This window comes from Streptomyces sp. NPDC001530 (assembly GCF_042894545.1).
Lineage (GTDB): Bacteria > Actinomycetota > Actinomycetes > Streptomycetales > Streptomycetaceae > Streptomyces.
In genome coordinates this window covers 344,517-356,488 of record NZ_JBIAVS010000010.1, presented here as the reverse complement: position 1 = coordinate 356,488, position 11,972 = coordinate 344,517, and the positions used below count along the sequence as shown (strand labels likewise).

The 11,972-nt window shown below is 72.0% G+C and carries 12 protein-coding genes and 2 pseudogenes; 9 read left to right on the top strand and 5 right to left on the bottom strand.

What is annotated here, in order from left to right; all coding sequences use genetic code 11:
- Positions 1 to 162 precede the first annotated feature (162 nt).
- From ACFY0T_RS22695 to ACFY0T_RS22685, 3 genes and pseudogenes are all read left to right on the top strand, one after another.
- Positions 163 to 258 (top strand): annotated as a pseudogene (locus tag ACFY0T_RS22695) (hypothetical protein); the annotation flags it as partial.
- A gap of 545 nt (positions 259 to 803) precedes the next feature.
- Entirely contained in the window at positions 804 to 1,064 is a 261-nt protein-coding gene (locus tag ACFY0T_RS22690) for an SHOCT domain-containing protein (RefSeq protein ID WP_388873336.1), read from the top strand.
- 119 nt (positions 1,065 to 1,183) lie between these two features.
- Positions 1,184 to 1,834 carry a PadR family transcriptional regulator gene (locus tag ACFY0T_RS22685; RefSeq protein ID WP_388873333.1) on the top strand — a complete coding sequence of 217 codons (651 nt, stop codon included), beginning with the start codon at positions 1,184 to 1,186 and terminating at the stop codon, positions 1,832 to 1,834.
- A gap of 60 nt (positions 1,835 to 1,894) precedes the next feature.
- Here the strand turns inward: ACFY0T_RS22685 and ACFY0T_RS22680 are convergent, their stop codons facing one another.
- Complete coding sequence (locus ACFY0T_RS22680; protein WP_388873330.1) at positions 1,895 to 2,338, bottom strand: SRPBCC family protein; 444 nt, start codon at positions 2,336 to 2,338, stop codon at positions 1,895 to 1,897.
- A gap of 412 nt (positions 2,339 to 2,750) precedes the next feature.
- On the opposite strand from ACFY0T_RS22680, the gene ACFY0T_RS22675 reads away from it, so the two are divergent.
- The 3 genes and pseudogenes from ACFY0T_RS22675 (at position 2,751) to ACFY0T_RS22665 (ending at position 5,778) form a co-directional block, all read left to right on the top strand.
- Positions 2,751 to 3,299 carry a Clp protease N-terminal domain-containing protein gene (locus ACFY0T_RS22675; RefSeq protein WP_388873327.1) on the top strand — a complete coding sequence of 183 codons (549 nt, stop codon included), beginning with the start codon at positions 2,751 to 2,753 and terminating at the stop codon, positions 3,297 to 3,299.
- A gap of 263 nt (positions 3,300 to 3,562) precedes the next feature.
- Positions 3,563 to 4,574, top strand: a pseudogene (locus ACFY0T_RS22670) (DMT family transporter).
- Positions 4,575 to 4,806: 232 nt separating this feature from the next.
- Positions 4,807 to 5,778: a DMT family transporter gene (locus tag ACFY0T_RS22665; RefSeq protein WP_388873324.1), complete on the top strand. Its 972-nt coding sequence runs from the start codon at positions 4,807 to 4,809 to the stop codon at positions 5,776 to 5,778.
- A gap of 358 nt (positions 5,779 to 6,136) precedes the next feature.
- On the opposite strand, the gene ACFY0T_RS22660 is transcribed toward ACFY0T_RS22665, so the two are convergent.
- Complete coding sequence (locus ACFY0T_RS22660) at positions 6,137 to 6,826, bottom strand: pyridoxamine 5'-phosphate oxidase family protein (protein WP_388873321.1); 690 nt, start codon at positions 6,824 to 6,826, stop codon at positions 6,137 to 6,139.
- A gap of 35 nt (positions 6,827 to 6,861) precedes the next feature.
- Between ACFY0T_RS22660 and ACFY0T_RS22655 the strand changes: the two genes are divergently transcribed.
- Positions 6,862 to 8,193: an aminotransferase class I/II-fold pyridoxal phosphate-dependent enzyme gene (locus ACFY0T_RS22655; RefSeq protein ID WP_388873318.1), complete on the top strand. Its 1,332-nt coding sequence runs from the start codon at positions 6,862 to 6,864 to the stop codon at positions 8,191 to 8,193.
- Between the two features lies 1 nt (position 8,194).
- Here ACFY0T_RS22655 and ACFY0T_RS22650 read toward each other — a convergent pair whose 3' ends face one another.
- Complete coding sequence (locus tag ACFY0T_RS22650; RefSeq protein WP_388873316.1) at positions 8,195 to 9,130, bottom strand: DMT family transporter; 936 nt, start codon at positions 9,128 to 9,130, stop codon at positions 8,195 to 8,197.
- Positions 9,131 to 9,205: 75 nt separating this feature from the next.
- Between ACFY0T_RS22650 and ACFY0T_RS22645 the strand changes: the two genes are divergently transcribed.
- On the top strand, positions 9,206 to 10,108 hold the full coding sequence (locus ACFY0T_RS22645) for a LysR family transcriptional regulator (protein ID WP_388873314.1): 903 nt from the start codon (positions 9,206 to 9,208) through the stop codon (positions 10,106 to 10,108).
- A 78-nt stretch (positions 10,109 to 10,186) separates the two neighbouring features.
- On the opposite strand, the gene ACFY0T_RS22640 is transcribed toward ACFY0T_RS22645, so the two are convergent.
- Positions 10,187 to 10,654 (bottom strand): pyridoxamine 5'-phosphate oxidase family protein, encoded by a 468-nt coding sequence (locus ACFY0T_RS22640; RefSeq protein ID WP_388873312.1) that lies wholly within the window; start codon positions 10,652 to 10,654, stop codon positions 10,187 to 10,189.
- Between the two features lie 145 nt (positions 10,655 to 10,799).
- Between ACFY0T_RS22640 and ACFY0T_RS22635 the strand changes: the two genes are divergently transcribed.
- Positions 10,800 to 11,438 (top strand): cysteine hydrolase, encoded by a 639-nt coding sequence (locus ACFY0T_RS22635; RefSeq protein ID WP_388873309.1) that lies wholly within the window; start codon positions 10,800 to 10,802, stop codon positions 11,436 to 11,438.
- Positions 11,439 to 11,450: 12 nt separating this feature from the next.
- Here ACFY0T_RS22635 and ACFY0T_RS22630 read toward each other — a convergent pair whose 3' ends face one another.
- Positions 11,451 to 11,927 carry a Rieske (2Fe-2S) protein gene (locus ACFY0T_RS22630; protein WP_388873306.1) on the bottom strand — a complete coding sequence of 159 codons (477 nt, stop codon included), beginning with the start codon at positions 11,925 to 11,927 and terminating at the stop codon, positions 11,451 to 11,453.
- Positions 11,928 to 11,972 lie beyond the last annotated feature (45 nt).

Here is an 11,972-nt window from a genome sequence, read left to right as displayed (position 1 = left end):
CGGGCGTGCAGCGCACCGGCCCACCATGGCTCGGCGTACCGGTCCCGGGGGGCATGGGCCGGACGGTCCCGGTGAGGACCTGACAGCCCATCCCCAAGCAGCGAACGAACGGTTCCCGCAGTTGCACATCGCCGCCGAGCAGGTAGGGAAGCAGCCCGGGCCCGCTCTCTCGCCGAGGCGGAGAACGCCGAGCTCCTGGTCATCGGCAACCAGGGCCTCGGCGGCGTGGGCGGATTCTTCGCGGGGTCCTCGCCATGAGCACCGTGGCCCGCGTCGAGCGGCCGGTCGTCCTGGTACGGGCCGGCGCGGGCGCGCAGGCCGAAACCTGCCGGACAGCCCCGGGAAGCCGTCGGACCGGACTCCGTACCGCGACGTCGCGGTCGCCGTCGACGTCACCGGGGCGTGTGACGCCGTGCTGGGATTCGCCTTCCGCGCCGCCGAGCTGCGCCGGGCGCCGCTGCGGGTCGTGCACGCCTGGCACGTTCCGTACGCGCGGGGCGGGAACTTCTCCCGCCATCCTCGTGAAGGCGGCGGGCGGGGCTGGCCTGCTGGTGGTACGCCGCCGCAGGCGCAGTGGCGCTGTCGGGCCGCACACCGGCCTGGTCGCCCACGCGTTGATCCGCCGCGTGAGCTGCCCCGTCGCGCTGGTCCCGCACGACTGCCGGCACAGCCACGCCCGCAGGCCGTTCGGCACCTGTGCCCGCGACTCGTGAAGGGAGACCATGAGGGGTGAGGAGCCCTGGTCAACGCCCTGAAGGGCCGCATCCGCGACCCGGGTTCGCATGCCGAGGAAGTGATCCGGGATGTACTGGTACCACGACGGAATGACCGGCTGGGGCTGGTTCGCCATGTCGTTGAGCGCGATCGTCTTCTGGGCCCTGCTCGTCGGCGCGGGCATCCTGCTCTTCCGCGCCCTGAACCGCGCACAGAAGGAGCCGCACACGCCTGGTGCGGTGGGCTCGCCCGAGCAGGTCCTCGCGGAGCGGTTCGCGCGCGGGGAGATCGACGAGGACGAGTACCGGCGTCGGCTGGCTGTGCTGAGGGAGGACTCTCCCAAACGCTGACGGCAGATGTCTGCGGGGTTGTCATCGACCTTGGGGTTGCCATGGGGGTTGTCATGCGAACAGTTCCGATATATCGTTGACGCATCGCGACCGATCAGCGATGGAATGGAGTGATTGCGATGCGTTCCCGTGGACAAGACTTCGGATACGAGCACGGACATGGACACCACGGCGGACCCGGTCCTCGTGGTCGGGGCGGCTTCGAGGGGCGGCGCGGGGCTTTCGGGCCCTTCGGACCGGGTGGTCCCGGCGGTCCCGGCTTCGGTGGTGGCCCCGGCTTCGGCCCGGGCCCCTGGGGCGGGCGCGGCGGCCGGGGCGGACCCCGGGGGAGGGCGCGGCGCGGCGACGTACGCGCGTCGATCCTGGCCCTGCTCAAGGACCGGCCCATGCATGGTTACGAGATGATCCAGGAGATCGCCGAGCGCAGCGGCGGGGCGTGGAAGCCCAGCCCGGGTTCGGTCTACCCGACCCTTCAGTTGCTGGAGGACGAGGGCATGATCACCAGCGAGGCCGAGGGCGGCAAGAAGCTGTTCTCGCTCACCGAGTCCGGTCGCAGTGCGGCCGACGAGGGTCCCGAGGCGCCCTGGGAAGAGGCCGGGCGCGGGGTCGACTGGGAGACGCTGCACGAGATCCGGCAGGCCGGCTTCGGCCTCATGGAGGCCTTCGGTCAGGTCTGGAAGACCGGCAGCAAGGACCAGCGCGACAAGGCGGTGGCGGTCATCAACGAAGCCCGCAAAAAGCTGTACCTGATCCTCGCCGACGAGGACTGACGGCGTGCTGTGGTACGTGACGGCGCCCCGCGGATGTGTGTCCGCGGGGCGCCCGTCCGTCTACCCGTGCGTCTGTCGGGAGACCAGCCCGCCCAGCTTGCGCAGCGACTCGTTGAGCGCGGCCGTCGCCGAGTCCTTGAGCTTGCCGGCCATGAGCGAGACGGCGGCGCCGGTGAACTCGCCGTCGATGCGGACCTTCGTCGCCTCGCCGTCGGGGGTGAGCGTGTAGCGCGTGGCGACGTTCACGGCCATCGGCCCCTTGCCGCGGATGGCCAGCACGTGCCCGGGCTCCAGGGCGTCGATGGTCCAGGTGACCTCGGCCGGGAAGCCCATGAGCTTCATGTTCTCCTCGAAGGTGCCGCCCACTTCGAGGGTTTCGGGACCGCCCTTGGGGAAGCTGGTGTGGGTCGCGTTCCACTCGCCGTACGCGGACCAGTCCGTGAGCTGGGCCCAGATCTTCTCGGCGGGCGCCTCGATACGGGCTTCCGCGCTGACTTCGGCCATGCGACCACCTCTTTGTGTCGGGCTACGGTGTCGCGGAACGTAGCGGCAGGGCCTGGAACATTCAATACTGATGAACCGTCAGAATTCGTGGATGAGGCGGCGGGAGGGGCGCGGGAGAGGCCCCTGGAGGGCCCGTCCTCGGGGGCGTACACCCGGTACACGTACTGCCTGCCGTCGATCGCCGGCAGGGCCATCGGCCGGCACCCGCTCTCCAGGGTCCGGTGGACGAGCGCCGGAGCGAAGCGGTTGCGTGCGGGGCGCGAAGGCAAGGCGGCGCGCACCTCAGGGGGAAATCGGCGCGGTGTCATCCGTAAGGAGGAGAACCCGCTCATGGATGCCCTCCCTGTGTGGGACGCGAAAATGCTGCCAGCCGGGGATGCCCCAGCTCGAAGATGCTGATGGGGTAGGGGTTGTGTCATCCCGTATTCCCCAGCAGTCCGCCGCCGAGAGCGGCCCGAACCGTTCGGACATCGAAGCCGGGCTCAGTGCCGAGCTGGCCTCGGTGGTCTCCGGCGCGCGCAGGAGGGCGCTGCGGGACGGGGACCGGCAGATCGACACGGCCCATCTGCTGCACTCGCTGCTGGAGTCCGACCCCGAGGTGCGCGCGGTCTTCGACGGCGGGCCCCAGGTCGCCCGGCTGCTCGGCTACCTCGTGCAGCGCAGCATCGGCTACGGGCTGCGCTGGCAGGGCACCGTGGAGGACTCCGGCGCCGTGCCGGTCGTGACCGAGGCGGGCTGGTCTCCGGTGGCGGCGGGCGCCATGGAGGACGCGTACGAGCGCGCCGTCCTGCGGGGCGACGAGCGGGCCCGCGGTCTCGATCTCCTCACGGCGCTCGTCGCCGACCCCCAGTCGCGGGCCGTCGAGGTCCTCGGGCGGGCGGGAGTCGACGCCCGGGCGCTGCTGGGGCGGCTCGAGAGCGGGTTCGAGGAGTACGCGGGTCGGAGCGACGGGGGCTGCTGACACCGGGGCGGAAAGGGTGCCGAGTCCCAGGAGGGCCGGGCGCCGAGCCAAGGCTGAGCCGGGAGGGCCGGGCGCCAAGCCGGGGTGAGCCGACTTTTGCAGTCCAGCCGTGAGGTCGTCGAGCCGGGTGTTGCAGTCCAGCCGTGAGGCCGTCGAGCCGGGTGTTGACGTCCAGCCGTCAGGTCGTCGGCCCCCGGTGCTGACGTCCAGCCGCTGAGACAGGTGTCATTGGGGGTGACGGTCATGTCGTCGCCTGTCATCATGTGCCGGTGCATACGTCTCAGGGCAGTCAGCGCAACCGTGGAAGGGGCGTCGGCCTGGGCCTCGCGCTCGTGTCGGCGGTCGCCTTCGGCGGATCGGGTGTCGCGGCCAAGCCGCTGATCGAAGCGGGCCTCGACCCGCTCCACGTGGTGTGGCTGCGCGTCACGGGCGCCGCGCTGGTGATGCTGCCCCTGGCCGTACGCCATAGGGCGCTGCTGTGGCGGCGGCCCGCACTGCTCGCAGGGTTCGGACTGCTCGGCGTGGCCGGTGTGCAGGCCTTCTACTTCGCCGCGATCTCCCGTATCCCCGTCGGCGTCGCACTGCTCGTCGAGTACCTGGCGCCCGCGCTCGTGCTCGGCTGGGTGCGCTTCGTGCAGCGTCGGCCCGTGACGCGCGCCGCAGCCCTCGGGGTCGTCCTCGCGGTCGGTGGACTCGCCTGTGTCGTCGAGGTGTGGTCCGGGCTGAGCTTCGACGCCGTCGGACTGCTCCTCGCCCTGGGCGCCGCCTGCTGCCAGGTCGGCTACTTCGTCCTGTCCGACCAGGGCAGCGACGCGGGCGACGAGGCGCCGGACCCGCTCGGCGTGATCGCGTACGGGCTGATCGTCGGCGCCCTCGTGCTGACGGTCGTCGCGCACCCCTGGACCATGGACTGGTCCGTGCTCGGAGGCAGCGCGGACATGAACGGGACGTCCGTGCTCGCCGCACTGCTCATCGGTGTGGATCGTGCTGATCGCGACCGTCCTCGCGTACGCCACCGGGGTGCTCTCCGTGCGCAGGCTCTCCCCGCAGGTCGCGGGAGTCGTGGCCTGTCTCGAAGCGGTGATCGCGACCGTCCTCGCCTGGGTGCTGCTCGGGGAGCACCTCTCGGCACCGCAGATCGTCGGTGGCTCGGTGGTGCTGCTCGGTGCGTTCATCGCGCAGTCGTCGGCGCCCGCGAAGCCCTCGGACGGGCCGGTCGCGAGCGGGGGGAGCGGCTCCGAAAGGGAGTTGTCGGCCCACGGAAGCGCCACCTAGGGTGCTGATCATGCCTTCGACGCTCGTGCTTCCGCCTCCGGCCGCCTGAGGCGGGCCCTCCGGAATCCACGCCCGGCGCCTCCGTCGGGTGGAACGGTGCTGCCCGCAGAAGAAGTCCGAGGACCCTTCCGTACGCCGGTACCTTGCGCTGCGTGCTCATGTGCCTGGTGCTCCGCGCACCGGCGGCGACGTGGTCCCTTCCTGAACTTCTGCGAATCTGCGGAGAGAACACGTGTCGCATGCTGCTTCCGGCCTGCCCATCGGGCGAGGCCTCCTCTATCTGATCGTCGCCGGTGCCGCCTGGGGCACCGCGGGCGCGGCCGCGTCACTGGTCTACCGGGCCAGTGACATGGGGCCGATCGCCCTCTCCTTCTGGCGCTGCGCGGGCGGACTCGTGCTGCTGCTCGCCGTGCGTCTGCGGCGGCGCCGACGGGTCGCGCCCGCCGTCCGTGAACCGCTCGGTCGCAAGGCCCTGCGGATCGGCGTCACGGGCTTCGGGCTGGCCGTTTTCCAGACCGCCTACTTCGCCGCCGTCGAGGCGACCGGCCTCGCGGTGGCGACCGTCGTCACCCTGGGCGCCGGGCCCGTGCTCATCGCGCTCGGTGCGCGGCTGACCATGGGGGAGCGGCTCGGGCGCGGCGGGAGTGCCGCCGTCGCCGGGGCGCTCATCGGGCTCGGGGTGCTGGTGCTGGGCAGCGGGGGTGCGACCGTGCGCCCCTTCGGCGTTCTGCTCGCGGTCGTGTCCGCCGCCGGGTACTCCGCCATGACGCTGCTCACCCGGGGGTGGGGACGCGACGGCCGGGCCGACGGGTCCGGCACGACGGTGTGGACGTTCGCCGTCACCACCATCTGCCTCCTGCCGCTCGGGTTGGCCGAGGGGCTGGTCCCGCACGCCGCCCAACCGGCGCACGTCCTGGCCCTGTTGGCGTACATCGCCGCCGTTCCCACGGCGCTGGCCTACGCCCTGTTCTTCGCCGGCGCGGCGGTCGTCCGCTCCGCGACCGTCTCCGTGATCATGCTCCTGGAGCCGGTGAGCGCGGCCGCCCTGGCTGTCGGCCTGCTCGGTGAACGACTGACCGCGGCGACGCTCGCGGGCACCTTGCTGATGCTCGCCTCTGTCGCGGGGCTCGCGGTGGCGGAGACGCGGGGCGCGGGGGCCGACGGGCGGCGCACGGCACCCGAGGAGGAATCGGCGCTCGTCTGACACGCGGGGCGAAGGCTCGCCGGGGCCGGCCTGCGCCCGTCAGCTCACTCAGGTCGAACGGTTTTCGCCCCCTCCGCCCCTACCCTTCCCGTACCTGGGGCTCCGCCCCAGACCCCGCCAGGGGGCTGCGCCCCCTGGACCCCCATCGGCCTTGACGGCCTCGTCCTCAAACGCCGGACGGGCTAAGACTTTCCAGTGCCGGCCCGGGGGAAATCTTTCAGCCCGTCCGGCGTTTGAGGACGAGCGCGGTAGCGCGATACGGGGGTCTGGGGGGCGGAGCCCCAGGTATGGGACGGGTAGGGGCGGAGGGGGCGAAACAAACCCCTCCCGGCAACGTCAGGCGGGCCAGGGGTCAGCGTCACAGGGTCGTCAGATAGTCGGGGAGCTCGATGCCGGGGGCGAGGTCGTCGGCGGGGATCGGGGCGCCGTACCCCTTGGCCAGCGGGAGGACTCCGGTCCAGTGGGGGAGCGCGAGGTCCTCGGGCTCGTCGTTCGGGCCGCCGGTGCGCAGCTTCGCGGAGACCTCGTCGAGGTCAAGGCGGATCACAGCGGTGGCCGCGAGTTCCTTGGCGTTGGCGGGCCGGGAGTCGTACGAGCGTCCGGGGACGACATGGTCGACCAGCGCGTCCAGGGCCTCACGCTTCTCGTCCGGGTCCATCACCTGGTGGGCAACGCCGTGCACCACCACGGAGCGGTAGTTGATCGAGTGGTGGAAGGCCGAGCGGGCCAGGACCAGGCCGTCGACATGGGTCACGGTCAGGCAGACCGGCAGCCCGGGATCGGCCTGACCGGTCATCCGCAGCGGGCGCGAGCCCGTCGAGCCGTGCACATAGAGGCGCTCGCCGACGCGTCCGTACAGCGTGGGCAGGACGACCGGGGCACCGTCGCGGACGAAGCCGAGGTGGCAGACGTATCCCTCGTCGAGTATCGCGTGCACCAGCTCGCGGTCGTACGCGGCGCGGTCCTTGGAGCGGGTGGGGACGGTGCGGTCGGTCGGGGTGTAGGCAGCGGGCTGCGTCGTCCCAGGCTGGGTGCTCGTCTCCGGCATTGCGCTCTCCATTGCACTAGTGCATAATCTGCTTTGTGCTAGGAGAGTATCGGATCGAAGGGCGTCGCGCAGCCGAGATTGCCGCGAGCGTCGAGCGTGCGGTGGGGTCGGGAGACCTTGAGCCGGGTCAACTGCTGCCGCCGATGCGGGAGTTGGCCGAGCGCCTCGGGGTGAATCCGAATACGGTCGCGGCCGCCTATCGCACGCTGCGCGAGCGCGGGGTCATCGAGACCGCGGGTCGCCGGGGCAGCCGGGTGCGCTCCAAGCCGGCCACGACGGGACGCGAGTACATCCGGGTCGAGGTGCCGCACGGGGTGCGGGACGTGGCCGACGGCAACCCCGACCGCGCGCTGCTGCCCGGTCTCGCCGAGGCGTTCGCCGCGGCCGCTGAGCGGTCGGACCGCGAGCCCGTGATGTACGGGGAGGCCGCCGTGGAACCGGAGCTGGAGCGGCTCGCGCGCGCCGACCTCCACGCGGACGGCGTGCCCGACGGGCCCCTGGTCGTCACCTCCGGATCGCTCGACGCCATCGAGCGCGTCCTTGCGGTCCATCTGAAACCGGGAGACGCCGTAGCCGTCGAGGACCCCGGCTGGGGCAGCCTGCTCGACCTCGCCCCGGCGCTCGGGCTGCGCACGGTCGGCGTCGGCGTCGACGACGAGGGCCCGCTTCCCGACGACGTACGTCGTGCCCTGGAGGCCGGAGCGCGGGCCCTGATCGTGACGGACCGGGCGCAGAACCCGACCGGCGCCGCGGTGAGCGCCACGCGCGCGCGTGCCCTGCGTTCCGTGCTCAAGGCGTACCCGGAGACCCTGCTCATCGAGGACGACCACGGACATCGGATCGTCGACCTGCCCCTGCATCCCCTCGCCGGCGTGACGCACAGCTGGGCCTTCGTGCGCTCCGCCGCCAAGGCGTACGGCCCCGACCTGCGGCTCGCCGTCCTCACCGGGGACCCGGTGACCGTCGACCACGTGCACGGCCGGCAGCGGCTCGGGCCGGGCTGGGTGAGCCATCTCCTCCAGCGGGCCGTCGCCCACCTGTGGACGTCCGGCGCGGTGGACGTCGGGGCCGTGGCGGCGGCGTACGGGCGGCGCCGCGCCGCGCTGATCGACGCCCTCAAGGGGCGCGGCATCGAGGCGCACGGGCGCAGCGGGATGAACGTGTGGATCCCCGTCCCGGACGAGACGGGGGCGGTCGCACGGCTGCTGCACTCCGGCTGGGCGGTCGCGCCGGGGGCGCGCTTCCGGATGAGCGCGCCGCCCGCCGTCCGGATCACCGTCTCGACCCTCACCCCGGACGACATCGAGCCGCTCGCGTCCGCCGTCGCGTCCGCCGTCGGCCCGGCCCCCGTACGCCGCTACGTGTGAGTCAGGTGCGCGGCTTGGCCTGGGTGAGTGCCGCGCCCGCGAGGACGATCACCGCGCCGACCGGAGTCGACCAGGTCAGCGACTCGCCGAGGAGCGCGACGCCCGCGGCGGTGGCGATCACCGGGATGAAGTACGTGACCATCTGCGCCGTCGTCGGGCCGACCTCGGCGACGATGCCGTACTGGATGAGCATGGCCAGGCCCGTGCCGAGGGCTCCCAGGGCGATGATCGCGAGCAGCGGGACGACCGGGAAGTGGCTCGGCAGCGCGGTGAACAGCGGGGTGACGAAGGCCAGTTGGGCGGTGGCCAGCAGGAGCTGGGCGCCGGTCATCGACAGGTGCGAGTGCCCGGTGCCGGCCAGCGTGCGGCGGACGTAGATCCAGCCGATCGGGTAGCTCAGCGAGGCCAGCAGGGCCATCGCCGTGCCCGTGGCGTCCAGGCCGTGGAAGCCCTGCCAGACACCGAGGACCGTCAGCACGCCGATGAAGCCGATACCGAGACCCGCGACCCTGAGCCGGGTCGGCCGGTCCTCGGAGAGGGCGACCAGGGACAGGGCCATGCCCCACAGGGGCGAGGTGGCGTTGCAGATGCCCGCGAGCGTGGACGGGATCGTCAGCTCAGAGTAGGCGAAGAGCGAGAACGGCAGCGCGTTCAGCAGGAAGGCCGCGACCGCGAGATGCCCCCAGGTCCGCGCGCCGCGCGGCAGCCGCTCCCGCTTCACCGCCATCGCCGCCGCGAGCACCGCGGTCCCGAACAGCAGCCGCCCGAAGGTGACTTGGAACGGCGCGTAGCCCTCAGTGCCGACCTTGATGAGCAGGAAGCTGAAGCCCCAGATCAGGGAGAGGACGCCGAAGCGCACCCGCCAGTCGAGAGCGGTGCGGCGGCGTGGAGTCGTGGGGGTGGGGGCGAGGGTGCGACGGCTCGTGACGGTGCTCATGGATGTAACGATGAGGCAGAGTGATCTCGTAGCACAAGCGAGATTTTTCGAGCGGTATCTCGTAGCATTACTTACATGTTGAACCTGGAGCGCCTGCGTACCCTCGATGCCCTCGCCCGGCACGGCTCGGTGAGCGGCGCGGCCGAGGGGCTGCACGTCACGACGTCGGCCGTCTCCCAGCAGATGTCCAAGCTGGAGCGCGAGGTGGGGCAGCAGCTGCTCGCCAAGAACGGGCGGGGGGTGCGCCTCACCGACGCCGGGCGGCTGCTCGCCGAGCATGCCGCGCGCATCCTGTCCCAGGTCGAGCTCGCGCAGTCCGACCTGGAGGCGCAGCGCGGTCAGGTGGTGGGTGAGCTGCGGCTCTCGGCGTTCCCGACCGCCGCGCGCGGGCTGTTTCCGGCCGCGCTCGCCGCGCTCCGTGCCGACCATCCAGGGCTGCGGGTGCGTTCCTGCGAGCTGGAGCCGGAGGCCGGCGTGGCCGGGGTGGTGCGCGGCGACCTCGATCTGGCGGTCGTGCTCGACTGGTACAACAAGCCGATGCCGCTGCCCGACGGCCTGGTCAAGGCATCGATCCTCGACGACCCGGCCGATGTGGCGATGCCGGTCGGGCACCGGCTCGCGGACCGCGCGGAGGTGGACCTCGGCGACTTCGCCGACGACGAGTGGATCACCTGGGGCGAGGGCGAGTTCTGCCACGAGTGGCTGATGTTCACGCTGCGCTCCAAGGGCGTCGAACCGCACATCGGCCATCGCGCGGCGGAGACGCACACCCAGCTCGGCCTGGTCGCCGCGGGGCTCGGGGTGTGCGTGGCTCCGCTGCTCGGGCGCCATCCGATGCCCGAGGGAGTCGTCACCGTGCCGGTGCGACAGCGCGTACGGCGCCATGTCTACGTCGTGTGGCGGGCCGACGCCGACCGCCGGCCGTCGATCAGGGCGGCGGTCGCGGCGCTGCGGGCGGCCGGGGAGGACGTTCACTGAGCGGACGGGGCTGCCGCGAGGGCTGAGGCCTGGGGTCTGGCGCCGACTGAGCCCATCGCGGTCGGCTGAGCCATCGCCCTACATCGGCGGCAGCTTGCGGAAGTCCCACGAGGTGATCGCCGTCGGCGTCAGCCGTGCCCATGCGTGGCGGCCGTCGTGCGGCATCTCCTCCAGACCGAAGTTCTTGCGCGCGAACAGGGTCTCCGGGACGTCGAGTTCGGCGCACAGTTCGCCGGTGCGGGGGATCTCGCCCACGAAGTCGGCCGTGCCGGACAGCTCGACGCCCCGCAGTTCGCCGTACTCCTCGCCGGAGTCGATCACCACGGCTATGCGCGGGTCGCGGCGCAGCTCCGCCCAGCGCTTGCTGCGCACCACGGAGTACAGCCACAGCGAGGTCCCGTCCCAGGCGAACCAGAGGGCGCTCACATGCGGGGCACCTTCCTGCGACACCGTCGCCACGCGGCAGGTGCGCTGGGTGGTGAGGAACTCGTCCAGCTCGCCGGGGGTCATCATGATCTTCCGCCCCCGGCGCTGAGTGACGGTCATGCGGTCACCTCTTCTTCCACGTCGACCTTCTTCACACGTCGACAGAGATCCTCTGACATTGCGTCAGAAAAGCATGGGCCGTCTTCCGTCCCCACGCAATGGCCGTTACGCTCGCCCGCTCCGACCTCCGACGACAGGGGGAGCCATGCCGTCGTACGAACAGCTCAGTGAACTCCTCGACCCGGCCGGCACGGTGCTGCTCACCGTGGAGTGCCAGCAGGGCGTCGTGGGCCAGGACAGCGCGCTGCCGGAACTCGCCAAGGAGGCGCGGTCGTCGGGGGCGCTCGCCAATGTGGCCCGGCTGGTGGCCGCCGCGCACGAGAGCGGGGTGCAGGTCATCCACGCGATCGCCGAGCGGCGCCCGGACGGCCGGGGGGCGAGCCGCAACGCCCGGCTGTTCCGCGCGGCCGAGCGGCTGCCCGTACAGCAGCTGACGGGGACCACGGCCGTGCGCGTCGCGCCGCCCATCGAGGTCGCCGAGGAGGACTTCGTCGTACGCCGGCTGCACGGCCTCTCGCCGATCGCGGGCACCGACGTGGACCCGCTGCTGCGCAACCTGGGCTGCCGCACCCTCGTGGTGACCGGTGTCTCGGCCAACGTGGCCATCCCCAATGCCGTGTTCGACGCCGTGAACCGCGGCTACACCGCCGTCGTGCCCGCGGACGCCATCGCGGGGGTGCCCTCCGACTACACCCCCGCGATGATCCGCAACACACTCGCCCTGGTCGCCACCATCACCGCGACCGACGACGTGCTGGCCTGCTTCAAGCGGCCGCGCCGCTGAAGTCCCCAGGGCTCACGCGAGCGTGATCGAGTCGCCGTCCACGGTGATCTTGGCGGCGGCCAGGGCGGTCGTTGCGGGCCCCTTCTTCACGCTGCCGTCGGTGGCGGAGAACTGGCTGCCGTGACAAGGGCAGTTGATCACGCCGTTCGAGATGCCCTTCACCGCACAGCCCTGGTGGGTGCACTTGGACGAGAAGGCCTTGAAGGTCCCCGAGGTCGGCTGGGTGACCACCACGCCCTGGTCGGCGAAGACCTTGCCGCCGCCCTCCGGGATGTCGGTGGTCTTGGCGAGCACCGTGCCGCCGGCGTTCCCGGCATCGGCGTTGTCGCCGCCGCCCGTGCCGCCCCCGTTCACCTCGGTGGATCCGGACGACTTCTTGTCGTCCGACCCGCACGCGGTCAGCGCGACGGCGAGCCCCGCCGCGCCGACCGCCGCCACGACGGTGCGGCGGGCCGGTGCCGGGACGGGGTGAAGCGATTCGCTGGTCATGCTGACTTTCCCTTCAACGAACGTGATGCCGATCTGTACAGGAGT